This is a genomic window from Polaribacter gochangensis, from assembly GCF_046224025.1.
In the GTDB taxonomy this organism is placed as follows: domain Bacteria; phylum Bacteroidota; class Bacteroidia; order Flavobacteriales; family Flavobacteriaceae; genus Polaribacter; species Polaribacter gochangensis.
The window spans coordinates 109,056-135,810 of record NZ_JBJXRF010000004.1; the positions used below are offsets into that span (position 1 = coordinate 109,056).

Below are 26,755 nucleotides of genomic sequence, written 5' to 3' on the forward strand. Positions count from 1 at the left end.
TGTCATCAAGCCTTAAAAAGACTTGATGACATTTCACTGTTTGTTATTCTTCTAATTGAACGTTTAATCCTAAACCTTTCAGTTCGTGCATTAATACGTTAAATGATTCTGGTAATCCAGGTTCTGGCATTTCTTCACCTTTCACAATACTTTCGTATGTTTTAGCTCTACCTAACACATCATCAGATTTTACTGTTAAGATTTCTCTTAAGATACTAGATGCACCGTATGCTTCTAATGCCCAAACTTCCATCTCTCCAAAACGCTGACCTCCAAATTGAGCTTTACCTCCTAATGGTTGTTGTGTAATTAATGAATACGGACCAATAGAACGCGCGTGCATTTTATCTTCAATCATGTGTCCTAACTTAATCATATAAATGATCCCAACTGTTGCTGGTTGATCGAAACGTTTTCCTGTTCCTCCATCATATAAATAAGTATGTCCAAATCTTGGTACACCAGCTTCATCTGTAATTCCGTTGATTTGATCTAAAGAGGCACCATCAAAGATTGGTGTTGCATATTTAGTTCCTAATTTTTGACCTGCCCAACCAAGAACAGTTTCATAAATCTGACCAATGTTCATACGAGATGGTACACCTAATGGATTTAATACGATATCAACTGGAGTTCCGTCTTCTAAGAAAGGCATGTCTTCTGCTCTAACAATACGAGCAACAATACCTTTATTTCCATGACGTCCTGCCATTTTATCACCTACTTTTAGTTTACGTTTTTTAGCAATGTAAACTTTAGCAAGTTTTAAAATTCCGGCTGGTAATTCATCTCCTACAGAAATGGTAAACTTCTCACGACGTAAATTACCTTGTAAGTCGTTTACTTTAATTTTATAGTTGTGAACTAATTCACCTACAGATTTGTTTAAACCTTTATCAGTTGTCCAAGATCCTTGTGTTAAATGCGTATAATCTTCTACAGAATTTAACATTTTTAGGGTAAATTTCTTTCCTTTTGGAAGTACTTCTTCGCCTAAATCATTAAATACACCTTGAGAAGTTTTTCCGCTAATCAATGCAAAAAGCTTTTCAACTAATTGATCTTTTAAAACTTCAAACTTAGTAACAAAAGAAGATTCTAAAGCTATAATTGCTTCTTTATCTCTTGCTCTCTTTGTTTTATCTTTAACTGCTCTTCTGAATAATTTTTTATCAATTACTACACCTCTTAATGATGGAGAAGCTTTTAAAGATGCATCTTTTACATCGCCTGCTTTATCACCAAAAATAGCACGTAATAATTTTTCTTCTGGAGTTGGATCTGATTCTCCTTTTGGAGTAATTTTCCCGATTAAAATATCACCAGGATTTACTTCTGCTCCAATACGAATCATTCCGTGTTCATCAAGATCTTTTGTAGCTTCCTCAGAAACATTAGGAATATCATTCGTTAACTCTTCAGTTCCTAATTTTGTATCTCTAACATCTAAAGAATACTCATCAATATGAATTGATGTAAAAATATCTTCACGAACTACTTTTTCAGAAATTACAATTGCATCCTCAAAGTTATACCCTTTCCAAGGCATAAAGGCTACTTTCATATTTCTTCCTAGAGCTAATTCTCCTTTTTGTGTGGCATAACCTTCACAAAGAACTTGTCCTTCTGTAACTCTATCTCCTTTTTTAACAATCGGTTTTAAGTTGATACAAGTACCTTGATTGGTTTTTCTAAATTTAATTAAGTTGTACGATATTTCATCAGAATCGAAACTTACCATTCTTTCTTCTTCTGTTCTATCGTACTTAATTGTAATTTTATTAGCATCTACATATTCTACAACTCCTGCTCCTTCTGCATTGATTAAGATTCTAGAATCTTTTGCAACTCTACGCTCTAAACCAGTTCCAACAATTGGAGATTCTGGTCTTAATAATGGAACTGCTTGACGCATCATGTTTGATCCCATCAAAGCTCTATTCGCATCATCATGCTCTAAAAATGGAATTAATGACGCAGAAATAGAAGCAATCTGATTTGGAGCAACGTCCATATAATCGATTTCATTTGGAGTAACTACAGGGAAATCACCACCTTCACGTGAAATAACTCTGTCTCCAACAATATTTCTTTTTGCATCAACTTCTACATTAGATTGCGCAAACTTCATGCCTTCTTCTTCCTCTGCACTTAAATAGATATGCTCTTTATTCGCATCTACATTTCCTTCAGCAACTTTTACATACGGAGTTTCAATAAATCCTAAGTTGTTTACTTTTGCAAATACTGCTAAAGAAGAGATTAATCCAATATTCGGCCCTTCAGGAGTTTCAATCGGACACAGTCTACCGTAATGTGTATAGTGAACATCACGCACCTCGAATCCTGCTCTTTCTCTAGATAAACCTCCAGGTCCTAAAGCCGATAAACGACGCTTATGTGTAATCTCTGCTAATGGATTTGTTTGATCCATAAATTGAGATAACTGGTTGGTACCGAAAAATGAGTTAATTACTGATGATAATGTTTTAGCATTAATCAAATCAATTGGAGTAAATACTTCGTTGTCACGTACATTCATTCTTTCACGAATTGTACGAGCCATACGAGCTAAACCTACACCAAACTGACCAGCTAATTGCTCTCCTACAGTTCTAACACGACGGTTAGATAAGTGATCAATATCATCTACTTCTGCTTTAGAGTTGATCAATTCAATTAAGTATTTAATGATGGTAATAATATCATTTTTTGTCAATACTTTTTGATCAATTGGCTCGTCTAACTGAAGTTTTGTATTCATTCTAAAACGACCAACTTCACCTAAATTGTAACGTTGTTCAGAAAAGAATAATTTATCGATAATACCTCTTGCTGTTTCCTCATCTGGCGGCTCAGCATTACGTAATTGTCTGTAAATATGTTCAACAGCCTCTTTTTCTGAGTTTGTTGGATCTTTTTGAAGCGTATTATGAATAATAGCATAATCGCCCATTTGATTATCTTCTTTGTGTAATAACACTGTTTTTACACCCGATTCTATAATCTCATCGATATGATCTTTCTCTATGATAGTATCTCTATCAAAGATAATTTCATTTCTTTCTATTGACACTACTTCTCCAGTATCTTCATCAACGAAATCTTCGTGCCAAGTTTTTAAAACTCTAGCCGCTAATTTACGTCCAAGAACTTTTTTCAATCCAGCTTTAGAAACTTTAACCTCTTCTGCTAAATCAAAAATTTCTAGAATATCTTTATCTCTTTCGAAACCGATTGCTCTAAATAATGTTGTTACTGGTAATTTTTTCTTTCTATCAATATAAGCATACATTACTTGATTGATATCAGTTGCAAATTCTATCCAAGATCCTTTAAAAGGAATTACTCTTGCAGAGTATAACTTGGTTCCGTTTGCGTGGAATGATTGTCCGAAGAATACACCTGGAGATCTGTGTAATTGAGAAACTACAACTCTTTCTGCTCCATTGATTACGAACGTACCAGAGTTTGTCATATAAGGAATTGTTCCTAAATAAACATCTTGTACAATAGTTTCGAAATCTTCGTGTTCTGGATCTGTACAGTATAATTTTAAACGCGCCTTAAGAGGAACACTATGTGTTAAACCTCTTTCGATACATTCTTGAATGCTATATCTTGGTGGATCTACAAAGTAGTCTAAGAATTCTAACACAAAATTATTACGTGTATCTGTAATTGGAAAATTATCCATGAAAGTTTTATACAAACCTTCTTCACCACGCTCTTCAGCTTTTGTTTGTAATTGGAAAAAATCTTGGAATGATTTTACTTGAATATCCAAAAAGTCTGGATAATCAGTTCCCAATTTTGCTGACGCGAAGTTTATTCTTTCAGTAGTGTTTTTCGTTGTCAAAAGAGAAATTTTTTTTGATTAAAATCGATAATAAAATATAAAACGAATATATACACAAAATGGTTTAGGTCTAAGAACGCTTGTTCTACAGACCTAAACCTAAGTTTGTTTAAGCTATTAAAGCTTATTTAAGCTCAACCTCAGCTCCTGCTTCTTCTAAAGATGCTTTAAGCCCTTCAGCTTCGTCTTTAGAGATACCTTCTTTGATTGGTGCTGGTGCACTATCAACGATACCTTTAGCTTCTTTTAATCCTAATCCAGTTAATTCCTTAACTAATTTTACAACTGCTAGTTTAGAACCACCTGCTGCTGTTAAGATTACGTCGAATTCAGTTTGCTCTTCAGCTCCACCATCAGCACCACCTGCTGCTGGTCCAGCTACTACAGCTGCTGCTGCAGGCTCGATACCATATTCGTCTTTTAAAATAGTAGCTAAATCATTAACTTCTTTTACTGTTAAGTTAACTAATTGCTCTGCGAAATCTTTTAAATCTGCCATTTTAATTGTTTTTTTTAATTTTATTTATTATAGTTTATTAGTGCGCGTACTTATTTCTCTGATAATGTTGTAAGAATACCAGAAAGTTTTTGACCACTTGACTGCAATGCAGAAATAACATTTTTAGCTGGTGATTGTAATAAGGTAATAATTTCTCCAATAAGTTCTTCTTTAGACTTAATGTTAACTAGTGTATCTAGTTGGTCATCTCCAACATAAATAGACTCTTCAACAAAAGCACCTTTTAATAAAGGCTTGTCTGATTTTTTTCTGAACTCTTTAATTACTTTTGCTGGTGCATTAGATGCTTCAGCAATCATAATAGAAGTATTTCCTTTTAATACATTTGGTAACTCTCCGAAATCTTTATCAGATGCTTCCATTGCTTTTGAAAGCAATGTGTTTTTAACAACTGCTAGTTTTACGTTTGCTTTAAAACATGCTCTTCTTAAATTAGAAGTAGCTAAAGCGTCTAAACCTGAAATATCTGCTAAATAGATAATATTAGTATCTGCTAGCTTAGCTGTTAAATCTTGGATTACTTGTGATTTTTCTTCTCTTGTCATAATTTCTAAGATTAAACTGCTTTTACTTCAACTGCAACACTAGGGCTCATTGTACTAGACATGAATACACTTTTAATGTAGGTTCCTTTTGCTGTAGTAGGTTTCAATTTAACAATTGTTTGTATTAATTCATTTGCATTATCTGCAATTTTATCAGCGTCGAATGATGTTTTACCAATTGCTGCGTGTACAATACCAGTTTTATCAACTTTAAAGTCAATTTTACCCGCTTTTACATCTGCAACAGCTTTAGCAACATCCATTGTTACTGTACCTGTCTTTGGGTTAGGCATTAAACCTCTTGGTCCTAAAACACGACCTAAAGGACCTAATTTTCCCATAACACTTGGCATAGTAATAATTACATCAACATCTGTCCATCCTCCTTTAATTTTTTGAAGGTACTCGTCTAATCCAACATAATCTGCACCCGCTTCTGTAGCTTCTGCTTCTTTATCTGGAGTAACTAATGCTAAAACTTTTACATCTTTACCAGTTCCGTGAGGTAATGTTACAACACCACGAACCATTTGATTTGCTTTACGAGGATCTACTCCTAAACGAATTGCTAAATCTACAGATGCATCAAATTTTACATTTGTTATTTCTTTTATTAAAGCTGAAGCTTCACTTACAGAATAAGATTTCGTACTATCTAATTTTGCGCTTGCTTCTTTTCGCTTTTTTGTTAATTTTGCCATTTTGAATAACCGTTATTAAATTTAAGCTGGAGCGTTTCCTGTTACTGTTAATCCCATAGAACGAGCTGTACCTGCAATCATTTTCATTGCCGACTCTACTGTAAATGCATTTAAATCTACCATTTTGTCTTCTGCAATAACTTTAATTTGATCCCAAGAAACTTTTGCTACTTTCTTACGGTTAGGCTCTCCAGAACCTTTTTTAATTTTTGCTGCTTCTAATAATTGTACTGCAGCTGGTGGAGTTTTAACAACAAAGTCAAAAGATTTGTCTTTAAACACAGTAATTGCTACTGGTAAAACTTTTCCTTGTTTGTCTTGAGTTCTAGCATTAAATTGCTTACAGAACTCCATGATGTTAACTCCGGCAGCACCTAAAGCAGGTCCAACTGGTGGAGAAGGATTTGCTGATCCTCCGCGCACTTGTAATTTAACAACCTTACTTACTTCTTTTGCCATTTTTTAAACTTTAGTTTAAGATTTTTGAACCGTGGAAGCGATTAAAAATCAATTTCTATTTGTGTAACAATTATGATATTTTATCTACTTGCATATAGCTTAACTCTAATGGAGTTTTACGTCCAAAGATTTTAACCATAACCTCAAGCTTTCTTTTTTCTTCGTTGATCTTTTCTACAGTACCGTCGAATCCATTAAATGGACCATCAACAACTTTTACTGTTTCTCCAATAACATAAGGTATAGCCACATTATCATCCTGAACAGAAAGTTCATCAACTTTACCTAACATTCTATTTACTTCTGATTTTCTTAATGGTACCGGAGAACCACCTTTCGTTTCACCTAAAAAACCAATAACACCTGTTACCGATTTAATTACGTGAGGAACTTCTCCTGCTAAATTGGCTTCTACCATTATATAACCTGGAAAATAAACTCTTTCTTTGTGAATTTTTTTTCCATCTCTAATTTGTATAACTTTTTCTTTTGGTACTAAAACCTGATCAACATAATCAGACAAACCTAATCGTGCAATTTCAGTTTCGATATAAGCCTTAACCTTATTCTCTTGACCTCCAATTGCTCTAACTACGTACCACTTTTTAACTGAATCAGCCATAATTAATTATTAAACATGGTAAAAAAGTTATCTAAACCTAATTGAAAAACGTAATCAACAGCGAAAACTGCTAATGCAAAAATTATCGTAAACACAGCAACAACAACAGTTGATTTTTGCGCCTCCTCTCTAGGTAACCAAGTTACATGGTTATTTAATTCTTCAAACGATTCTTTGATATATTTTATCATATTATTAGTTATTTGCACGGGCGGAGAGACTCGAACTCCCGACACCTGGTTTTGGAGACCAGTGCTCTACCAACTGAGCTACGCCCGTAAACACAAGGTGCTAACCCAAATTATATTGAGAAGCACCTTGAAATGTTATTAAATGAATTCTTATTAAAGAATTTCAGTTACCTGACCAGCACCTACTGTTCTACCTCCTTCACGGATTGCAAAACGCAAACCTACATTCATTGCAATTGTAGAGTGTAATTCAACAGTAATTGTTAAGTTGTCACCTGGCATAACCATTTCTACTCCAGTTGGTAAAGTAATAGTTCCTGTTACATCTGTAGTTCTAACGTAGAACTGTGGACGATAGTTGTTATGGAATGGAGTATGACGTCCACCTTCTTCTTTCTTAAGGATATAAACCTCAGCTTTGAATTTATCGTGTGGAGTTACAGAACCTGGCTTACAGATTACCATTCCTCTTTTGATTTGCTCTTTATCAATACCTCTTAATAAGATACCTGCATTATCTCCAGCCTCACCTCTATCTAAGATTTGACGGAACATTTCAATACCAGTAATAGTAGAAGTTAATTTTCCAGCTCCCATACCGATGATTTCAACAGGATCTCCTGTGTTTGCAATACCAGTTTCGATACGACCTGTAGCTACAGTTCCACGACCAGTAATTGAAAATACATCTTCAATTGGCATTAAGAAATCTTTATCTACTTCTCTTAACGGCTCTTCAATCCAAGAATCACAAGCTGCCATCAATTCTAAAACAGAATCAACCCATTTTTGCTCACCATTCAATGCACCTAATGCAGATCCAGCTACAACAGGCCCGTTATCACCATCATATTCATAGAAAGAAAGTAAATCTCTAATTTCCATGTCTACTAATTCTAACAACTCCTCATCATCAACCATATCTACTTTATTCATAAATACAACAATTCTAGGAATTCCTACCTGACGACCTAATAAGATATGCTCTCTTGTTTGTGGCATTGGTCCATCAGTTGCAGCTACTACTAAAATAGCTCCATCCATTTGTGCAGCACCAGTTACCATGTTCTTTACGTAATCCGCGTGACCAGGACAGTCAACGTGAGCGTAGTGACGATTAGCTGTTTGATACTCTACGTGAGATGTATTAATTGTAATTCCTCTTTCTTTTTCTTCTGGAGCGTTATCAATTTGATCAAATGATCTTGCTTCTGAAAAACCTGCATCAGCTAGTACTTTTGTAATAGCAGCAGTTAAAGTTGTTTTACCGTGATCTACGTGTCCAATAGTACCAATGTTTAAGTGTGGTTTTGAACGATCAAAAGTTCCTTTTGCCATGATTATTAATTTTTAATTCTTAGTTAAATATATTTAGTGTTTATTTTATTCTACTTTTATTTGAGCCAGCGACGGGAGTTGAACCCGTGACCTCATCCCTACCAAGGATGCGCTCTACCAACTGAGCTACACCGGCTTAAAAAATTAGAGCGAAAGACCGGGTTCGAACCGGCGACATTCAGCTTGGAAGGCTGACGCTCTACCAACTGAGCTACTTTCGCATTCTATTTTTAACCTTTGTTTTTCAATTGAAAAACTATCAGTGGTGAGAGCAGGATTCGAACCTGCGAAGACGTAGTCAGCGGATTTACAGTCCGCCCTCGTTGGCCACTTGAGTATCTCACCATTGTCTCAATGAACGTTTTTGTTTTTTTTTGAGCCGATGAAGGGACTCGAACCCCCGACCTGCTGATTACAAATCAGCTGCTCTAGCCAGCTGAGCTACATCGGCTTATTGCATAAAAAAACAATCCGCTATTTCTAACGGACTGCAAATGTATAAAGTTTTTTTTATTTCTAAAACTTTTTTTACCTATTTTTTTAATTTTTAAATTGACATTGAACCTCTTAATTTTTCTTTCGACTTTTTAAGTTGTCTTTTTAACGAATCTACACCCGTACTTATTCCTTCTTCAAAAGTTTTTGCTTCTTTTTTTACAATCAATTCACTACCCGGAATATTGATTTTAACCTCCGAAATTTTATTTTCCTTATCACTTGTGTTTTGTACCTTTAAAAAGACTTCTGCATCGATAATTTTATCATGAAATTTAGCCAAACCTTGCACTTTGTCTTCTACATATTTTAATAAACCTGAATCTGCATTGAAATTAACTGACTGGATAAATACTTTCATATTATTTTACTTTTTATGACTCCTTGGATGAGCCTGGTTGTACACTTGTTTTATCTTCTCTAAACTATTATGTGTATAAACTTGAGTTGAAGCTAGACTAGAATGCCCTAACAATTCTTTAACCGAGTTTAAATCTGCCCCTTGATTTAGCAAATGAGTCGCAAATGAATGTCTTAATATATGCGGGCTCTTTTTTACTTTCGTTGACACATTACTAAAGTAATTATTTATAACTCTATAAACAAGTGTTTCGTAAACTTTATTTCCTTTTTCTGTGACAAATAGAAAATTTGTATCTATTGCAAATTCTTTTCTCAAAATTAAATATTCTTCTATTGTTTTTAATACAGAAGGAATTAAAGGAATTAATCTTTCTTTATTTCTTTTACCTAATACTTTTATTGTTTTTGATTGAAAACTTATCGATGTTAATTTTAAATGTATCAACTCAGCCCTTCTCATTCCGGTAGAATAAAAAAGCTCCACTATTAATTTATCTCTTAACGATTTAAAATCAGTTCCGGTTTCTAAATCATTTAACACCTCATTTATCTCTTTTGATGTAAACGGAACTTGCACTTTTTTTGCAACTTTAAGCGATTTGTGTTTCGCTAACGGATTCGATTTCTTTTGTCCTGTTTTTTGCAAAAATTTATAAAACGATTTTAAAGAACTAATTTTTCTGTTTACCGAGTTGTTCGAAATTCCTTCATCAACCAATTTTACAATCCAAGACCTTATTTGACTGTAATTTATATCTTTTAAGTTTTCAGTTTCATATTCTTTGTTACAAAACTCAAAAAACGAACTGATATCATTTTTATAAGCTGTAACAGTGTGTACAGAATACTTCCTCTCTAAAACCAAATACTCTAAAAAAGCAGCGATCATTTTTTACATTGTTGATGTTTTCAAATTTACATATATATAAAGTAGCAAAAAGTATAAAACAGAAAAAATCCTGTTGAATAAACAGGATTTTTATATTGTAAAAATAGATTATAACTAACCTACTTCTTCTTGAGTTCTTAATCTTTGAACATAAGATGCTTTGATGTTTTGAGCTCTCTTAGCAACAGAAGGTTTTGTAAAATGTTTTCTGTTACGCAAGTTCTTCATTGTCTTCGTACGATCAAATTTTCTCTTGAAACGCTTTAAAGCTCTATCGATATTCTCTCCTTCTTTAACTGGTATAATTAACATATATTGGCACCTCCTTTCATTTGTTCTATCTATTTGTTTTTTTAATGGATTGCAAAAGTACAAAGGTTTTTTTAATAGTCAACAAAAAAAGATTGATTATTTATTGAGTTGCAAAGTTCTTCAATTACCATTTATCAATAATCAGTTAATTATCGATTATAAAAAAAATCTATCTAATAATCTAACAATCTAAACATCTAGCAATCTAATTAGGTTGCTGGCTTATAATCTTTCTTGTCGATAATCATCTTAGCAATTATCTCTTTTAAGATTTCTGAAGTTCCACCACCAATTGGACCTAATCTGCTATCGCGTAGCAAACGAGCCATCGGATAATCCTCCATATAACCATAACCGCCCAACATTTGTAAAGCATCATAGATTACAGCATCTGCCATTTTAGTTGACAACATCTTTGCCATGCTTGCTTCTTTTACAACATAGGTTCCATCGTTCAATCTTTTTGCGATCGAATAATTAAACTCTTTACACATTTCTACTTCACTCGCCATTTCTGCTATTTTATGGCGTAATGCTTGAAATTTATCCAACGTTTGCCCAAAAGCCTGACGCTCACTCATATATTGAATTGCATATGCTACCGCATATTCTGCTCTAGCATGTGCATTAATTGCCATTACCAGACGCTCTAAAGCAAAATGCTGCATGATATAAGGAAATCCTTTTCCTTCTTCGCCCATTAAATTTTCTGACGGAATTACCACATTATCAAAAGCAATTTCTGCTGTATCCGAAGCTCTCCAACCTAACTTATCTAATTTGGTTGATGAAATCCCTGGCGTATTTCTATCCATAATAAAAATACTCATTCCTTTATGCTTATCCTCTGGATTTGTTTTTGCTGCTACCACTAGGTAATCTGAATAAATTCCGTTTGTAATAAAAGTTTTAGATCCATTAATTACATACGAATCTCCTTTTTTAATAGCTGTAGTTCTCATTCCTGCAACATCACTTCCACCAAATGGTTCTGAAATACACAAGCAACCTATTTTATCACCATTAATGCTTGGTGTTAAATATTCGTTTTTAATTCTGTCGTCACCTTCTTTTGTAACGTGCGTCATTGCTAAATATGCATGTGCCCACATTGCAGCCGCAAATCCGCCTGAATTAATTTTTTGTAATTCTTCTAAGAAAATAACGGTATAAAAAATATCTAAATCCAATCCTCCATATTCTTCTGGAGAGTTTAATCCGAAATACCCCATTTCGCCAAATTTTTTCCAAATAAAGCGCTCTATTGTTCCAGATTTTTCCCATTTATCAATATGCGGAGTCACTTCTTTTTGTAAAAAATCACGAAAACTTTTTCTAAAAACCTCGTGTTCTTCTGTAAAGTACATGTTATTCATAGTACTGTTTGCTATTTTAGTTGTTTGTTTATTTAGCTTCCAAATATAGAATTATTCTATCATATTTATCTAAAGGAAAACCTTCAATATTTTTTAATTCTTCAATAGATTGTAATTCAGCAACTTCATCTCTAAACTCAAAGATTTTTTTGCACAATTCATAATCTATATATGGATTAGAAAGCACTTGTTTAAATGTAGCAGTATTTATATTTATTTTGTTGATGATGGGTGCTTTAACAATTTTAAAAATAATTAAAATTCTTTGCACAATTTCAGTGTCCAGTTTCCAAACTTCCTCTAATTGATTTTCAAAAGTAAAACCGCCAAGTTTTTCTCTATATTTCACAATACGTCGAGCAACATATTCATTGACTCCATTTATTGTTTGAAAATCTTTAATAGTAGCAAAATTTAAATCCGAAGTACTTCGTTTTGCTTTAGTACCATTTCGGTTAATTTTTGAACCCCTTGTTTTCTGTTGATTTTCCTTAACCACCCATTTTGGAAATTTAAAATAAGGAGAAATCTCATCTAATAAACTATCAGAAACTTGTGTAATTTTCTGAAACTGACTCGCAGAATTAATAAACTTATTGGTTCCTCTAAAGGCAAGTAATCGATCAATTTCTTGAAGAGACATTCCTAATTGAGCGCCTTTAAAATCTGTAATATAATTTGGATTGAATGGATATATTTTTGGTTTTCTTTTCTCAATCTCAATTTTTTTCAAAGAATTTATTTTTGCATTTAATGCAATTGATTCATTTTTATTAAAAGGCTGATTATTGGTAGAAAAATCTACTAAAGAAATGGTTATTTGAAGAAAAACAATTGTCAATAATAAAAAGAAAACCCCATTCCGTTGGCTTTTATTGTACCAGAAATGGGGTCTTTTTTTAAACATTTTTTATGTTTTTACATATGCTCATTAACATCTATTGCACCATCTTCAATCGCTTCTTTTTTAATTGTGATCGCTCCAACATATTTTTTCATTTCTTCTCTTACTTTTGGAAATAAAAATAGCAATCCGATCATATTTGGGAATACCAATGCTAAAATCATTGCATCAGAGAATTTTATTACCGCATCTAAAGTAGCTGCAGCTCCAATAACAATAAACAATAAGAATAATATTTTATAAACTATATCTGCAGTTTTACCTCTTCCAAACAAGAATTTCCATGATTGCAATCCATAATAAGACCAAGAAATCATAGTTGAAAAAGCAAACAATACAATTGCAATTGTTAGTATATAAGAGAATCCCGGAATAACCGCATCAAAAGCCATAGACGTTAAGTCTACACCTCCAATTGAACTCCCATCTGCATTTAATAAAACACTACTAGACGAATCTCCTGCTGCTCCATACTGAAATATACTTTGCATGTTTGTCCCATCAATGTTAAAGAATATAATTACTAAGGCAGTCATTGTACAAATTACAACGGTATCAATAAACGGCTCTAAAAGTGCTACAACACCCTCAGATGCTGGGTATTTTGTTCTAACAGCTGAATGCGCAATTGCTGCTGAACCTGCTCCTGCTTCATTTGAAAAAGCAGCACGTTGAAAACCAACAATAATAACCCCAACTATTCCTCCAAGACCAGCCATCGGTGTAAAGGCTCCGTCTATTATCAATGTAAATGCATCATCAATATAAGACGCGTGTGATAATATAATAATTAATGAAGCAATGATATAAATTCCTGCCATAAACGGCACAATTTTTTCGGTGATTTTAGCTATTCGCTTTATACCTCCAATAATAACTATACCTACTAAAATTGCCAATACAACTCCAATAATAAATCCAGAAGAACCTCCTTGAAGTCCCATTAAAGAAGATAACTGTACAGTTGCTTGATTTGACTGAAATGCATTTCCACCTCCAAAAGAAGCACCCACACACAAAATTGCAAATAAAACACCTAATACTTTTCCTAAATTTTTAAATCCTCGTTCTTTTAGTCCTTTCGATAAATAATACATAGGTCCGCCATAAATCGTACCATCATCTCCTACGTCTCTATATTTAACACCTAAAGTACATTCTACAAATTTTGTTGACATTCCAATCAAACCACAAACAATCATCCAAAAAGTAGCTCCAGGGCCACCTAATGCAATTGCTACTGCAACTCCCGCAATATTTCCTAAACCAACGGTTCCTGAAACTGCTGTTGCCAATGCCTGAAAGTGAGAAACTTCTCCATGAGCGCTCTCGTCACGTATAGTATCTAAAATATCTTCTTCTGCTAAGGCTTCGTCATTGTTATACAATTTATCAACACCGTGTTTTTCAATGTCAACATACTTACCTCTTACTGTATTAATTGCAGTATGAAAGCGAGTAACACCTGGCACTTTAAAATAAATAGTGAAAAATGTTGCTCCACCGACTAATAAAAGTACCACAAAAGGGACATTAAACTCTCCAATCGGTACTGTAGTTAAGATAAAGCCTTCCCACCAAGTTGCAATTGGCATAAAAGCATCATTAATTTTTTCATCTATACCTTTTTCTTGGGCAAATGTAAATACTGGTACTACTAAAAATAGTAGTGAAAGAAGTTTTTTCTTCATGAGAAATATTTAATTTAATTGATTTGTAGGCGCAATATCATAAAAAAAATGAACTTTTAACAATTTTTAGACGTTAAAAATGAACATTATATTATTTTATCCTTAAATCTTTGTAAATCTTCTTTAAAAGATTTTGGGAAGAATTTCAATTCACGGTTTGTTTTAGTTAAATCAAATCCTGTTTTTGGAGGTCTTGCTGCAGTCTGATTTAAAGTGCCGGTAGAAATTGGTTTTATCAACGTTTTATCTAATTGAAAAACTTCTGCAATTTCTTGTGCAATTTCATAAACACTTAACAATTGATTGCTAGAAATATTAAAAATTCCTGTTGCTTTTTTATCGATTGAAATTTTACATGCCAAAGCTAAATCTTCTACATAGGTTGGTGTTCTAAACTGATCATTAACTATGGTAATTTCTTTCTTTTTTTCTAGGGATTCTTTCACCCAAAGTACAATATTACTTCTGCTCATGTCATTTACCAAACCGTACACTAAAATGGTTCTTAAAATAGTGTAATTTATGGTTGATTTTTGTAAAACCGCTTCAGAAAGCAATTTGGTTTCTCCGTAATAACTTAACGGATTTGGAACAGCATCTTCTGTATAATTTCCTTTTTTCCCATCAAAAATAAAATCTGTAGAAATATGAATCAAATGTGCATTTATTTCTGAACAAATAGCTGCTAGATATTGAACAACACTTACGTTTAAATCATAACAACCAATTTTATCGTTTTCACAAGCATCAACATTTGTCATTGCTGCGGTATTGATAATAAATTTTGGATTGATTTGCTTTGTTTTTTCTACTAACAATTGTTTGTTTGTAATATCTATATTATGATATTCAAAATCGGCTCTTCCACTTCTATTTTCTCCTCTAGAAAATCCAAAAATTTCATAACGGGTTTTATCCTTTTGAAATAAATCAATTAAATTTTGACCTAACAACCCGTTGCTTCCTGTAATTATTATTTTTGTTTTCATTAATTTTTATAAATCAAAAACAGAACTTCGCTTCGTATAAATCATATCTTTTAGTTTTAACAAAAAAGCTAAAGTTAAATACAAACCAAAAGATAATCCAATGGTTACAAAAGAAATATAAACAAAGAACAATCTCACATTCAAAGTTCGCATACCTAACCGATCTGCTAACCTAGTAGAAACTGCAAATCCGTGACGCTCAAAATAATGTCTAACAGCATGTATAAAACTCATGGAAAAATATTGTGTACGCAAGATAATATATATAGATGAATTGCTCTTCGCTTTTTAGTAAAAAATAAATTGGTTTGTGTAACTTTGCCTTTTTCCTAAAAATTCCCAGTTTGAAACAACAAGAATACATAGAAGTTTTTGGCGCTAGAGTACACAATTTAAAAAATATTGATGTTAAGATACCGCGCGAAAAATTAGTTGTCATTACTGGTTTAAGTGGAAGTGGAAAATCATCATTGGCTTTTGATACTATTTATGCCGAAGGACAACGAAGATATATTGAAACGTTTTCTGCATACGCAAGACAGTTTTTGGGCGGATTAGAACGACCAGATGTTGATAAAATTGACGGCCTTTCTCCTGTGATTTCTATTGAACAAAAAACCACCAACAAAAGTCCGCGTTCTACTGTTGGTACCATCACAGAAATTTATGATTTTTTAAGATTGCTTTTTGCCAGAGCTGCCGATGCGTATTCTTATAATACGGATGAAAAAATGGTGAGTTATTCGGATGAAAAAATCAAAGAATTAATTCTTACCGATTTTCAAGATAAAAAAATCGCTGTTTTAGCACCCCTTGTAAAAGCTAGAAAAGGACATTACAGAGAATTATTTCAGCAAATTTCTAAACAAGGTTTTGTAAAAGTTCGTGTTGATGGAGAAATTATAGAAATCACAAAAGGAATGCGTTTAGACAGATATAAAACGCACGATATTGAAGTTGTAATTGATAGAATTGTTGTAAACAATTCTGTAGAAAAAAGACTAGAAGAAACGATTAAAACGGCTTTGTATACTGGTAATAATATTTTAATGGTGATTGATTTAGAAACCAATCAACCAAGATATTTTAGTAGAGATTTAATGTGTCCTACAACCGGAATTGCATACCCAAACCCTGAGCCAAATACATTTTCATTCAACTCACCAAAAGGGGCTTGTCAATCATGTAACGGATTGGGAATTACCAATGAAGTAAATTTAAAAAAAGTAATTCCAGATGAAACCATTTCTATAAAAAATGGCGGAATTATTCCTTTAGGAGAACAAAAAAATAGTTGGATTTTTAAACAATTGCAACTAATTGCAGAACGCTACAATTTTAAATTAAATAATCCGATTAGTAAAATTCCTAAAGAAGCAATCGATATTATTTTAAATGGTGGAAACGAAAAATTTAATATAGAATCAAAATCTGTTGGCGTAACTAGAAATTATGAAATTGATTTTGAAGGCATTATTTCATTTATCAACAGTCAATATAAAAACAGCGAATCTACTTCTATAAAAAGATGGGCAAAAGATTTTATGGACGAAGTTTCGTGTTCTACATGCAACGGAAATCGCCTAAAAAAAGAAGCCTTGTATTTTAAAATACTCGATAAAAACATTAGCGATTTAGCCAAAATGGACATCACAGAATTGGCACGTTGGTTTGACAAACTCGATAAGAAAATCTCTAAAAGGCAGTTAACAATTGCTGAAGAAATTTTAAAAGAAATCAGAACTCGAATTCAGTTTTTACTAGATGTTGGTTTAGATTATTTAAACTTAGACAGAACTTCAAAATCCTTGTCTGGCGGAGAAGCGCAACGTATCAGATTGGCAACACAAATCGGTTCTCAACTAGTTGGCGTGTTGTATATTTTAGATGAACCAAGCATTGGTTTGCATCAAAGAGACAATCAAAAACTAATCGATTCTTTAATCAAATTAAGAGACATTGGAAATTCGGTGTTGGTTGTAGAACACGACAAAGACATGATTGAAGCTGCTGATTTTGTATTTGATATTGGCCCGGGAGCTGGAAGACATGGCGGAGAAATTGTCAGCAAAGGAACTTTTGAGGAATTAAAAAAACACGATACCTTAACTGCCGATTATATCACAGGTAAAAAAGAAATTGCGGTTCCTACCAAAAGAAGAAAAGGAAACGGGAAAAAAATTCAATTAAAAGGTGCAACCGGAAATAATTTAAAAAATGTTTCGGTAGAGTTTCCTTTGGGAAAAATGATTTGCGTTACTGGAGTTTCTGGAAGCGGAAAATCAACCTTAATCAACGAAACGTTGTACCCCATTTTAAACGCACATATTTATCGTGGCGTAAAAAAACCAATGCCGTACAAAAGCATCAAAGGGTTAGAACATGTAGATAAAGTTATTGACATAGATCAATCTCCAATAGGGAGAACTCCACGTTCAAATCCTGCAACATACACAGGTGTTTTTGGTGAAATCAGAAGTTTATTTGCACGCACACCAGAAGCTGCAATTCGCGGTTATAAACCAGGAAGATTTTCTTTTAATGTAACTGGCGGAAGATGTGAAACGTGTCAAGGTGGCGGAGTTCGAGTTATTGAAATGAATTTTTTACCAGACGTTCATGTAGAATGTGAAACCTGTCAAGGAAAACGTTTCAACAGAGAAACCTTAGAAATTCGTTACAAAGGAAAATCGATTTCAGATATTTTAGAAATGACCATTGATGATGCTGTTGTTTTTTTTGAAAAAGTTCCTAAAATCTACCGTAAAATTAAAACCATCAAAGATGTTGGTTTAGGCTATATAACATTAGGGCAACAATCTACAACGCTTTCTGGTGGAGAGGCACAACGTATAAAATTAGCATCAGAATTATCTAAAAGAGACACTGGGAATACTTTTTATATTTTAGACGAACCAACCACCGGTTTGCATTTTGAAGACATCAGGGTATTAATGGATGTATTAAATAAATTAGCAGATAAAGGAAATACTGTTTTAATTATTGAGCACAATTTAGATGTTGTAAAATTAGCAGATTACATCATTGATATTGGTATGGAAGGAGGAAAAAAAGGTGGAGAAGTTGTATGTTATGGAACGCCAGAAGAAGTTGCAAAACATAAAACAAGTTATACAGCTAAGTTTTTGAAAAAAGAAGTATCTTAGCACGTTTGCCAAAAAAGTAATTTGGCAAGAAAAATTATATTAGAATCATTTAAAAATAGAGATTATGGATCCGAAGGAAGAGAAATTAATTAGAGAGAAGTTAGGACAAAAAACGTGGAATGAAATAAAGTCAAACGATTCTTGGGCAATTTTTAAAATCATGTCAGAATTTGTTGCAGGATATGAAAAATTAAGTAAAATTGGACCTTGTGTTTCAATTTTTGGATCTGCAAGAACAAAACCAGAAGACAAGTTTTATAAATTAGCAGAAGAAGTGGCTTTTAAATTAACTCAAAATGGTTACGGAGTTATTACAGGTGGCGGACCAGGAATAATGGAAGCTGGTAATAAAGGTGCGCACAGAGGAAAAGGAACTTCGGTTGGATTAAATATAGAATTGCCTTTTGAGCAACATTTTAATCCTTGGATAGATAGCGATAAAAACTTAGAATTCGATTATTTCTTTGTTCGTAAAGTAATGTTTGTAAAATATTCTCAAGGATTTATAGTTATGCCTGGAGGATTTGGAACCATGGATGAATTGTTTGAAGCAATTACCTTAATTCAAACTAAAAAAATTGGCCGTTTTCCTATCGTTTTAGTGGGTAAAGCTTTTTGGGGCGGATTGTTAGATTGGATAAAAAACACATTAATTGCGGAAGGTAATATTAGTACTGAAGATTTAAATTTATTTAGAGTTGTTGATACTGCAGATGAAGCAATAGATCACTTAAATAAGTTTTACGCAAAATACAGCCTAAAACCAAATTTCTAAAAATAGCTACATACTTTTTTTGAAATTTTTTCATTAATAACTTGTACCCTTTATTAAAAATTAATTTCGCCTTGAAACTAAAACAAGTCTTTGCATTTTTTCTTTTATTATTTGTGAATCGGATTTGCGCACAAACAAATTCGATTCGAATTAATGCGATTTTAGATGAAAAAAATGATGTATTAAAAATTCAGCAAGAGCTTGTTTATTACAATAATTCTAAACAAGCTTTAGGCGAAATTTATCTTCATAATTGGGCAAATAGTTTTAAAGACAAAAATACCCCATTAACAGATCGATTTATTGAAGATTATGATAAATCGCTCTATTTTGCAAAAGAGAATGAACGCGGATTTAGCAAGATTTTAAATCTAACGGTAAATTACAAATCGGTACAATTTACTACAGAAAAAAATGCCGTAGATATTATCAAAATAAAATTAAACGACCTTTTAAACCCTGCAGATTCTGTTGTAATAAAAGCTTCGTATACAGTTAAAATTCCCAATGCAAAATTTACTGGTTACGGAAAAACAAAAACAGGGTATCATTTGCGTTACTGGTATTTAACTCCTGCTGTTTTTACTACTGATTGGCATTTAATGAGCAATTTAAATATCGATGATTTATTTATAGACATTACCAATTACAACATTGATTTAAAAGTAGCAAAAAACACTTTTGTTACGAGTAATTTGTCACAAAAAAAAGCATCAAATTCGGTGTATAATTTATCTGGAAAAAACAAAACCGATATAATTGTAAGCATTGATAAAAAAAATAATTTTACGACTTACAAAACTGATGATATTGATGTTATAACCGATATTCCTTTTAAAGGAATCAACAAAAAACTAGCTTCTGATATTTTTAATAGAGAGATTTATTTTCTAGAAAATTATTTAGGTGAATATCCTCATAAAGAAATTTTAATAGACGAAATTTCTCAAAATAATAATCCCATTTATGGTTTAAATCAATTGCCTAAATTTTTAAGTCCATTTTCTGATGTATTTGATAGAGACATTACTTTTTTTAAAGCGATTTCGAGAAAATATATAGAAAACACGTTGCTTTTAAACAGAAGAACAGACTATTGGTTAATAGACGGAATTCAGACTTATTTAATGATTGAATATGTAAATACGTATTATCCAGATGTAAAGCTTTTAGGAACAGTTTCTAAAATTTGGGGAATTAGAAGTTTCAATTTTTCTAAACTAAATTTTAATGATAAATATCCATTTGTATATCAATTTAGTGCGCGTCAATTTTTAGATCAGGCATTAACAACAAGAGCAGATTCTTTATCAAATTTTAACAGGAAAATAGCCAACAAATACAAAGCTGGCTTAGGTTTACAATATTTAAAAGGATATGTTGGCGATTCTGTTGTCAAACAAAGTTTTAAAGAATATTACAAAACACATCTTTTAAAAATCAGTAAAAGTGCAGATTTTAACAACATCATTTCATCAAAAACCGATAAAGATTTAACATGGTTTTTTGGCGATTATATCAATACCAATAAAAAAATTGATTACACCATAAAAAAAATTGAAACAGCAAATGATTCTTTAAAAATTGACATTAAAAATAAAAGGAACATTACGGCTCCGGTTGCTTTATATGGCGTAAAAAACAAAGAAATAAAGTTTCAAAAATGGTTTACCGGAATCGATTCTACAAAAACAGTAACCATTGCAAAAGGAGATTTTGATAAAATTTCTCTTAATTACGAGCAATTATATCCAGAATACAACACCTTAGATAATTGGAAAAATGTAGAAAAAAGTCTTTTAGACAAACCGATACAATTAAAATTAATCAAGGATATTGAAGACCCGTATTACAATCAATTGTATTATCAACCCGAATTAAGTTACAATTATTATGACGGAATTACACTTGGATTAAAACTGCACAACAAACCAGTAATTCCAAGAAATTTTGTTTTTAAACTAGTGCCATCTTACGCAACAAAAAGTCAATCTGTAACAGGTTTAGCTTCTGTAATGTACAATCAGTATTTCGAGAAATCTAAAATTAGGCAAGTTGTTTATGGAGTTTCTGCAAGCAATTTTCATTACGCACCAAAATTATCTTACGGTATTTTTACTCCGTACGTTTCTGTTCTTTTTAAACGAAAAAGTTTACGTGATGTTGGCGGAAGCGCTTTAACCTTTAAATATGTTAATATTCATAAAGAAACGGCCCCTAACGTTCCTGTTAGAGAGCAAGATGTGTACAATGTTTTAAACGTAAAATACCTTTATTCTAAACCAAATATTATTGAAGGGATTTCCTACAAAATAAATACCGATATTTCTTCGAACTTCACAAAACTTTCTACCGATATTAGATACAGAAAACTAACCGCAGCAAACAGGCAATTAGATTTTAGATTTTTTGGTGGATTCTTTTTAAATAATAAAACTACTGGAAATTATTTTAGCTTCGGATTAGATCGTCCGTCAGATTATTTGTTTGAACAAAATTATTTTGGAAGATCAGAAAGTTCTGGGATTTTTAGTCAACAAGTTATTATCAATGATGGTGGTTTTAAATCTGTGTTGCCAACACGTTATGCAAATCAGTTTATGGTTTCTTTTAATTCTAGTATCGGACTTTGGAAATGGGTAGAATATTATACCGATGTTGCTTTTTTAAAGAACAAAGGGCAAGACACATATTTTGGGTACGAGAACGGAATACGATTTAACTTTATCCACAACATTTTAGAAGTTTATTTTCCGATGTACTCAAATAATGGTTGGGAAATAAATCAAGAAGCATATTCGAGCAAAATTCGTTTCGTGCTAACCGCCAGACCATCAGCTATTTACAACTTCTTCAGAAGAGGTTTTTTATAATCATCAGAAATTATTTTGTAACGTTTTGTTGCCAAAACTATAACATACCACAAAGCATTTGTTAAATTTTAAATTTATAAAAACTAAACTTTGTTTAAAAAAAACTGCCTAAAAGGCAGTCTTTTTGCTTTCACATCAAAAATACACATACACTTAAAATTTTCTTTATTTATTTTTCATTTTAAAAAAATACCTAAAGAATTAATAGACAAACGGTTATTAAAAAACCACTGTAAGTTTCATCATCCAATACCTATTCTTCCTCATAATTCCAATAAATTATTAAGTATATTCGATTTATATTTCCCTAATGATGAAACTAAAACTAATAGGATTCTTTTTATTATTTGGCTGTGTAACATCCTTTGCACAGTACAAAGAAATGCTTCACAAACCTTATAAAGATAAGATTGAAGCTATAGATGTACTGTATAGAAATACCATAAACAAAAACAAACAAGATTCTTTATATATTAAAACCTACACTCAAGAAATGGAGCAATGGGCTTTAGCAAATAATGATCAAGAGCTTGCTCTAGAAGCAGAATTGTTACGTGCATACGCTAATTGGTTTTTTTACGGAGATAAAAGACTAGAACTAATTCAAAACCTAATTGATATTGCCCAAAAAGGTAATACATACAAAGTTTATCATATAGAAGAGCGCGCAATACAAGTTATTGCTACACATTATTGGTCTTTTAAAGATTATGAAACTGCCTTTGAATGGTTGTTACAGTCTGCTAAAATTTTAGATAAAATGGAGCCTGAGAGTTTTCCTAATATGGCTAGTCATTTAAATTTTATTGGTCGTTCTTATTATCACTTCGAAGACTACACAAATGCACTTACTTATTTTATAAAATCAAGCAACATAAAAAAAACAGCATTTAACGCTACGGAGATTCTTGGAGCACAAAATACCGTTGGATTGTGTTATCAAAAATTAGGAGAATTTGAACTTGCTAAAACCTACTTCTTTAAAGTGATCAATGATACTTCCCCACATAAAAATACAGCTTGGATAGGTATAGCTTCAGGTAATTTAGGATATAATTATTATTTGGAAGGAAATTTTGAAAAAGCAATTCCCTTATTTAAGAAAGACATTAAAGAAGCCTTAAAAAATGAAGATTATGGTCTTGCTTCAGGATCTGCAACACCTCTTGCAGATATCTATTTAAAGCAACATAAATTCACAGAAGCTAAACAAAAAATTGATGAAGCTAGAAAGTACATCAAACTATCTAAGCAAACAGATCGCCTTCATAAATTATATCCAATAATTAGCAAATGGTATGCTGCAAACAATCAGTTGGTGCTTAGCACAGCATATTTAGATTCTACAATGATTGCAATAAACGCCTACAATGAAAAATACAGTGGTATAAAATTATTGAGAGCCAATCAAAAAGTTGAAGCGAAAGAACGTGAATTAGAAGTTGGAAAATTAAAAACAGAAAGTAAATTAAAAATCACTCAACGTAATTTTATCATCATTATCATTGCACTCTTACTAATAGTTAGTATGTTCTCTTTTTGGTTTCGAAATCAGTACCTTTTAAAAAAACAAGAAATTAAAGAACTGGCTTTAGATAAAACACAAAAAGAATTAGAAAAGGCTGAAAGTCAGTTAAAAAATCTAACAATAAAAATACGTGAGGACAACAGGTTAATTACAGAGTTAAAAAAAGACAAAGTTTCTAAAAATAGTGCAAACATACTTTCTGATCTAAAAACTAAAAATATTTTAACTCAGAATGATTGGAGTAAATTTCAAAGTACTTTTAAAAAAGTTTACCCTAATTTTATCTCCTCATTTACAGCGGCCTACCCAGATATAAGTCAAGCCGAAATTCGTTGTTTATGCTTAGAAAAACTTCAGTTAACCAATAGCGAAATGGCGCTAATCCTAGGGGTATCTACAAATACAATTCGTGTAACAAAACATCGTATTCGAAAAAAACTAAACAAGCATACAGAAAAAAGTTTAGAGAAACTTCTCCAAGAATTTGGGTAAGTAATAAATTTACACTCACGAACAAACCTATTGAATTTTAATTGTGATAATTACTAAATTCACGACTGGCGTTAACAATTGCATTATCCTCAGTAAAAGATTCATAATTCCGTGTTTTATTATGATATCATCAACAAAACAAAATATTTTTAAATATCAACGAAAAACACTACCTTTGCAAAACACGTAATACACTTTATAAATATGACAAAAACAGCTACAAAACCAACTACTAAAGAACTCTCTTTTAATGATTTTAAAAACGAAGTTTTAAATGATTACAAAATTGCACGTATTAGTAGAGAATGTAGTTTGTTAGGTCGTAGAGAAGTGCTAACCGGAAAAGCAAAATTCGGAATTTTTGGAGACGGAAAAGAAGTGCCACAATTGGCAATGGCAAAAGCGTTTCAAAAAGGAGATTTTAGATCTGGTTACTACAGAGATCAAACGTTTATGATGGCTTTGGGCGAACTTACTGCACAACAATTTTTTGCTGGTTTGTATGCACATCCAAGTTTAGACGCAGATCCAATGTCGGCCGGAAGACAAATGGGCGGACATTTTGCAACGCATAGTTTAGAAGAAAACGGAGATTGGAAAAATCTTACAAAACAATACAATTCTAGTGCCGATATTTCTCCGACTGCCGGACAAATGCCTCGTTTATTAGGACTGGCTCAAGCTTCAAAAATTTACAGAAATGTAGAAGAATTAAAAAACGCTTCTCATTTTTCTACAAACGGTAACGAAATTGCGTGGGGAACAATTGGTAACGCAAGTACAAGTGAAGGCGTATTTTTTGAAACGATAAATGCTGCTGGTGTTTTACAAGTACCAATGGTGATGAATGTTTGGGACGATGAATACGGAATTTCGGTTCACGCTAAATACCAAACAACAAAAGAAAGTATTTCTGAAATTCTAAAAGGTTTTCAAAGAGACGAAAAAAATAACGGTTACGAAATTATTGTTGTCAACGGATGGGATTATGTACAACTAATTGATGTCTATCAAAAAGCGGCAAAAATTGCAAGAGAAGAACATGTTCCGGTTTTAATTCACGTAAAAGAATTAACGCAACCACAAGGGCACTCTACTTCTGGTTCTCATGAGCGCTACAAAGACGCAGATAGATTAAAGTGGGAACAAGATTTTGATTGTATCGCAAAAATGCGTTCTTGGATTTTAGATTTTGAACTAGAAGATAGCAATGGAGAAATTTTAAAGTTTGTTGCTTCAGAAGAAGAATTAATAGCACTAGAAAAAGAAGCAAAAAAACACGTAGGTACAGCAAAAAGAAATGCTTGGAATGCCTATCTAAATGAAATAAAAGACGAAGTAAAAATTGCCGTTAGCTTACTAGAACAAGTAGCAAATAAGAGCAGCAATAAATCTTTTATTTTAAAATTAAAGAACGAATTGGAAGCAATTTCAGAACCTATCAGAAAAGATGTTTTAATTGCTACACGAAAAGCTTTACGTTACGTAAAAGATGAAACTTTTACCGAAAAAACTGCTTTACAAAGTTTTATCAAAAATAAAATAAACCAAGGGTTTGATTTATTCTCGACACATTTATTAAGCGAAACAGAATTAGCAACAACAAATATTCCTCCAGCATCACCAACATATAATTCTGAAAAGACATTAGTGGATGCAAGAATTATTATGAGAGATAACTTTGATGCTATTCTTAAAAAACATCCAGAAGTTTTAATTTTTGGAGAAGATGCTGGCTTTATTGGTGATGTAAATCAAGGATTAGAAGGCTTACAAGAAAAATATGGAGAGCTTAGAGTTTCTGACACAGGAATTAGAGAAGCAACCATTCTTGGTCAAGGAATTGGAATGGCAATGCGTGGTCTAAGACCCATCGCAGAAATTCAATATTTAGATTATTTATTGTACGCTTTGCAAATTATGAGCGACGATTTAGCAACGCTTCGTTATAGAACTGTTGGCAAACAAAAAGCGCCATTAATTATTAGAACGCGTGGTCACAGATTAGAAGGGATTTGGCATTCGGGTTCTCCGATGGGCGGAATCATAAATAATGTTCGCGGAATGCATGTGTTGGTTCCTAGAAACATGACCAAAGCCGCCGGTTTCTATAATACTTTATTAGAAGGCGATGATCCAGGATTGGTTATAGAATGTTTAAACGGCTATCGATTAAAAGAAGAATTACCAACCAATTTAGGTGATTTTAAAACAGCTATCGGAGAAATTGAAGTCATAAAAGAAGGAAAAGACATTACAGTTGTTTCTTACGGATCTACTTTAAGATTGGTTGAAGAAGCTGCAAAAGAATTGCAACAAGTTGATATTGATATAGAAATTGTTGATGCACAAAGTTTATTGCCTTTTGACATCAATCATGAAACAGTAAAAAGCATTGCAAAAACTAACAGATTATTGGTTGTTGATGAAGATGTTCCTGGCGGAGCTTCTGCCTACCTATTGCAAGAAATTTTAGAAAATCAAAACGGATATCAATATTTAGACAGCAAACCAACAACGTTGACTTCTAAAGCGCACAGACCAGCTTACGGAACTGATGGAGATTATTTCTCTAAACCTTCTGTTGAAGATGTTTTTGAAGCTATCTATAAAATAATGCACGAAGCAAATCCTGCAAAGTATAAAAGTTTGTACTAGTTAAAAAG

The 26,755-nt window shown here is 32.4% G+C and carries 21 protein-coding genes and 5 tRNA genes; 5 read left to right on the forward strand and 21 right to left on the reverse strand.

Features of this window, described 5'->3' with window-relative positions; all coding sequences use genetic code 11:
• Nucleotides 1-43: 43 nt before the first annotated feature.
• From rpoB to ACEWL1_RS10915, 21 genes are all read right to left on the reverse strand, one after another.
• Entirely contained in the window at nucleotides 44-3,859 is a 3,816-nt protein-coding gene (gene rpoB, locus ACEWL1_RS10815; RefSeq protein ID WP_409233319.1) for a DNA-directed RNA polymerase subunit beta, read from the reverse strand.
• Nucleotides 3,860-3,983: 124 nt separating this feature from the next.
• Nucleotides 3,984-4,358 (reverse strand): 50S ribosomal protein L7/L12, encoded by a 375-nt coding sequence (gene rplL / locus ACEWL1_RS10820; protein ID WP_409233320.1) that lies wholly within the window; start codon nucleotides 4,356-4,358, stop codon nucleotides 3,984-3,986.
• A gap of 50 nt (nucleotides 4,359-4,408) precedes the next feature.
• Nucleotides 4,409-4,924 (reverse strand): 50S ribosomal protein L10, encoded by a 516-nt coding sequence (rplJ, locus tag ACEWL1_RS10825; protein WP_409233321.1) that lies wholly within the window; start codon nucleotides 4,922-4,924, stop codon nucleotides 4,409-4,411.
• Nucleotides 4,925-4,935: 11 nt separating this feature from the next.
• On the reverse strand, nucleotides 4,936-5,625 hold the full coding sequence (gene rplA / locus ACEWL1_RS10830) for a 50S ribosomal protein L1 (protein WP_409233322.1): 690 nt from the start codon (nucleotides 5,623-5,625) through the stop codon (nucleotides 4,936-4,938).
• A gap of 21 nt (nucleotides 5,626-5,646) precedes the next feature.
• The gene (gene rplK / locus ACEWL1_RS10835) at nucleotides 5,647-6,084 is read right to left on the reverse strand and encodes a 50S ribosomal protein L11 (RefSeq protein WP_409233323.1); all 438 of its coding nucleotides are present in this window, start codon (nucleotides 6,082-6,084) and stop codon (nucleotides 5,647-5,649) included.
• A gap of 70 nt (nucleotides 6,085-6,154) precedes the next feature.
• Nucleotides 6,155-6,706 carry a transcription termination/antitermination protein NusG gene (gene nusG, locus ACEWL1_RS10840; protein WP_409233324.1) on the reverse strand — a complete coding sequence of 184 codons (552 nt, stop codon included), beginning with the start codon at nucleotides 6,704-6,706 and terminating at the stop codon, nucleotides 6,155-6,157.
• Nucleotides 6,707-6,708: 2 nt separating this feature from the next.
• On the reverse strand, nucleotides 6,709-6,897 hold the full coding sequence (gene secE / locus ACEWL1_RS10845; protein ID WP_409233325.1) for a preprotein translocase subunit SecE: 189 nt from the start codon (nucleotides 6,895-6,897) through the stop codon (nucleotides 6,709-6,711).
• Between the two features lie 15 nt (nucleotides 6,898-6,912).
• A tRNA-Trp gene (locus ACEWL1_RS10850) sits at nucleotides 6,913-6,985 on the reverse strand.
• Between the two features lie 65 nt (nucleotides 6,986-7,050).
• Nucleotides 7,051-8,235 (reverse strand): elongation factor Tu, encoded by a 1,185-nt coding sequence (gene tuf, locus ACEWL1_RS10855; protein WP_409233326.1) that lies wholly within the window; start codon nucleotides 8,233-8,235, stop codon nucleotides 7,051-7,053.
• Nucleotides 8,236-8,298: 63 nt separating this feature from the next.
• Nucleotides 8,299-8,371: transfer RNA gene (locus tag ACEWL1_RS10860), tRNA-Thr, on the reverse strand.
• A gap of 12 nt (nucleotides 8,372-8,383) precedes the next feature.
• A tRNA-Gly gene (locus ACEWL1_RS10865) sits at nucleotides 8,384-8,456 on the reverse strand.
• A gap of 42 nt (nucleotides 8,457-8,498) precedes the next feature.
• Nucleotides 8,499-8,580, reverse strand: a tRNA-Tyr gene (locus ACEWL1_RS10870).
• A 32-nt stretch (nucleotides 8,581-8,612) separates the two neighbouring features.
• Nucleotides 8,613-8,686, reverse strand: a tRNA-Thr gene (locus tag ACEWL1_RS10875).
• A 96-nt stretch (nucleotides 8,687-8,782) separates the two neighbouring features.
• Entirely contained in the window at nucleotides 8,783-9,091 is a 309-nt protein-coding gene (gene hpf, locus ACEWL1_RS10880; RefSeq protein WP_409233327.1) for a ribosome hibernation-promoting factor, HPF/YfiA family, read from the reverse strand.
• 6 nt (nucleotides 9,092-9,097) lie between these two features.
• Nucleotides 9,098-9,982 (reverse strand): tyrosine-type recombinase/integrase, encoded by an 885-nt coding sequence (locus ACEWL1_RS10885; RefSeq protein ID WP_409233328.1) that lies wholly within the window; start codon nucleotides 9,980-9,982, stop codon nucleotides 9,098-9,100.
• 114 nt (nucleotides 9,983-10,096) lie between these two features.
• Nucleotides 10,097-10,294, reverse strand: coding sequence for a 30S ribosomal protein S21 (rpsU, locus tag ACEWL1_RS10890; protein ID WP_347173836.1), 198 nt, complete (start codon nucleotides 10,292-10,294; stop codon nucleotides 10,097-10,099).
• Nucleotides 10,295-10,503: 209 nt separating this feature from the next.
• Nucleotides 10,504-11,670, reverse strand: a complete 1,167-nt coding sequence (locus ACEWL1_RS10895; protein ID WP_409233329.1) for an acyl-CoA dehydrogenase family protein — start codon at nucleotides 11,668-11,670, stop codon at nucleotides 10,504-10,506.
• Nucleotides 11,671-11,698: 28 nt separating this feature from the next.
• The gene (locus ACEWL1_RS10900) at nucleotides 11,699-12,577 is read right to left on the reverse strand and encodes a ComEA family DNA-binding protein (RefSeq protein ID WP_409233330.1); all 879 of its coding nucleotides are present in this window, start codon (nucleotides 12,575-12,577) and stop codon (nucleotides 11,699-11,701) included.
• Between the two features lie 11 nt (nucleotides 12,578-12,588).
• Nucleotides 12,589-14,265, reverse strand: a complete 1,677-nt coding sequence (locus ACEWL1_RS10905; RefSeq protein WP_409233331.1) for an alanine/glycine:cation symporter family protein — start codon at nucleotides 14,263-14,265, stop codon at nucleotides 12,589-12,591.
• 86 nt (nucleotides 14,266-14,351) lie between these two features.
• A complete protein-coding gene (locus tag ACEWL1_RS10910) occupies nucleotides 14,352-15,254 on the reverse strand; it encodes an SDR family oxidoreductase (protein ID WP_409233332.1) in 903 nt (300 codons plus the stop codon).
• Between the two features lie 6 nt (nucleotides 15,255-15,260).
• Nucleotides 15,261-15,488 (reverse strand): PspC domain-containing protein, encoded by a 228-nt coding sequence (locus ACEWL1_RS10915; RefSeq protein WP_409233333.1) that lies wholly within the window; start codon nucleotides 15,486-15,488, stop codon nucleotides 15,261-15,263.
• Between the two features lie 110 nt (nucleotides 15,489-15,598).
• Between ACEWL1_RS10915 and uvrA the strand changes: the two genes are divergently transcribed.
• The 5 genes from uvrA to ACEWL1_RS10940 all read left to right on the forward strand — a co-directional run bounded on the left by uvrA (nucleotide 15,599) and on the right by ACEWL1_RS10940 (nucleotide 26,747).
• On the forward strand, nucleotides 15,599-18,421 hold the full coding sequence (gene uvrA / locus ACEWL1_RS10920) for an excinuclease ABC subunit UvrA (RefSeq protein WP_409233334.1): 2,823 nt from the start codon (nucleotides 15,599-15,601) through the stop codon (nucleotides 18,419-18,421).
• 64 nt (nucleotides 18,422-18,485) lie between these two features.
• A complete protein-coding gene (locus tag ACEWL1_RS10925) occupies nucleotides 18,486-19,196 on the forward strand; it encodes an LOG family protein (protein ID WP_409233335.1) in 711 nt (236 codons plus the stop codon).
• A 71-nt stretch (nucleotides 19,197-19,267) separates the two neighbouring features.
• Entirely contained in the window at nucleotides 19,268-22,069 is a 2,802-nt protein-coding gene (locus ACEWL1_RS10930; protein WP_409233336.1) for an aminopeptidase, read from the forward strand.
• A gap of 310 nt (nucleotides 22,070-22,379) precedes the next feature.
• The gene (locus ACEWL1_RS10935) at nucleotides 22,380-24,089 is read left to right on the forward strand and encodes a tetratricopeptide repeat protein (protein WP_409233337.1); all 1,710 of its coding nucleotides are present in this window, start codon (nucleotides 22,380-22,382) and stop codon (nucleotides 24,087-24,089) included.
• Between the two features lie 204 nt (nucleotides 24,090-24,293).
• Nucleotides 24,294-26,747 carry an alpha-ketoacid dehydrogenase subunit alpha/beta gene (locus tag ACEWL1_RS10940; protein WP_409233338.1) on the forward strand — a complete coding sequence of 818 codons (2,454 nt, stop codon included), beginning with the start codon at nucleotides 24,294-24,296 and terminating at the stop codon, nucleotides 26,745-26,747.
• The last annotated feature ends 8 nt before the right edge of the window (nucleotides 26,748-26,755 follow it).

Excerpts from the sequence above, each read along its gene's own strand:
- hpf (WP_409233327.1), bottom strand. The coding sequence starts at position 9,091 with ATGAAAGTATTTATCCAGTCAGTTAATTTCAATGCAGATTCAGGTTTA.
- ACEWL1_RS10915 (WP_409233333.1), bottom strand. The coding sequence starts at position 15,488 with ATGAGTTTTATACATGCTGTTAGACATTATTTTGAGCGTCACGGATTT.
- secE (WP_409233325.1), bottom strand. The coding sequence starts at position 6,897 with ATGATAAAATATATCAAAGAATCGTTTGAAGAATTAAATAACCATGTA.
- ACEWL1_RS10910 (WP_409233332.1), bottom strand. The coding sequence starts at position 15,254 with ATGAAAACAAAAATAATAATTACAGGAAGCAACGGGTTGTTAGGTCAA.
- rplA (WP_409233322.1), bottom strand. The coding sequence starts at position 5,625 with ATGGCAAAATTAACAAAAAAGCGAAAAGAAGCAAGCGCAAAATTAGAT.
- rplK (WP_409233323.1), bottom strand. The coding sequence starts at position 6,084 with ATGGCAAAAGAAGTAAGTAAGGTTGTTAAATTACAAGTGCGCGGAGGA.
- rplJ (WP_409233321.1), bottom strand. The coding sequence starts at position 4,924 with ATGACAAGAGAAGAAAAATCACAAGTAATCCAAGATTTAACAGCTAAG.
- ACEWL1_RS10900 (WP_409233330.1), bottom strand. The coding sequence starts at position 12,577 with ATGTTTAAAAAAAGACCCCATTTCTGGTACAATAAAAGCCAACGGAAT.
- tuf (WP_409233326.1), bottom strand. The coding sequence starts at position 8,235 with ATGGCAAAAGGAACTTTTGATCGTTCAAAACCACACTTAAACATTGGT.
- nusG (WP_409233324.1), bottom strand. The coding sequence starts at position 6,706 with ATGGCTGATTCAGTTAAAAAGTGGTACGTAGTTAGAGCAATTGGAGGT.
- ACEWL1_RS10935 (WP_409233337.1), top strand. The coding sequence starts at position 22,380 with ATGATGAAACTAAAACTAATAGGATTCTTTTTATTATTTGGCTGTGTA.
- rplL (WP_409233320.1), bottom strand. The coding sequence starts at position 4,358 with ATGGCAGATTTAAAAGATTTCGCAGAGCAATTAGTTAACTTAACAGTA.
- ACEWL1_RS10925 (WP_409233335.1), top strand. The coding sequence starts at position 18,486 with ATGGATCCGAAGGAAGAGAAATTAATTAGAGAGAAGTTAGGACAAAAA.
- ACEWL1_RS10885 (WP_409233328.1), bottom strand. The coding sequence starts at position 9,982 with ATGATCGCTGCTTTTTTAGAGTATTTGGTTTTAGAGAGGAAGTATTCT.
- ACEWL1_RS10905 (WP_409233331.1), bottom strand. The coding sequence starts at position 14,265 with ATGAAGAAAAAACTTCTTTCACTACTATTTTTAGTAGTACCAGTATTT.
- ACEWL1_RS10940 (WP_409233338.1), top strand. The coding sequence starts at position 24,294 with ATGACAAAAACAGCTACAAAACCAACTACTAAAGAACTCTCTTTTAAT.
- rpsU (WP_347173836.1), bottom strand. The coding sequence starts at position 10,294 with ATGTTAATTATACCAGTTAAAGAAGGAGAGAATATCGATAGAGCTTTA.
- ACEWL1_RS10895 (WP_409233329.1), bottom strand. The coding sequence starts at position 11,670 with ATGAATAACATGTACTTTACAGAAGAACACGAGGTTTTTAGAAAAAGT.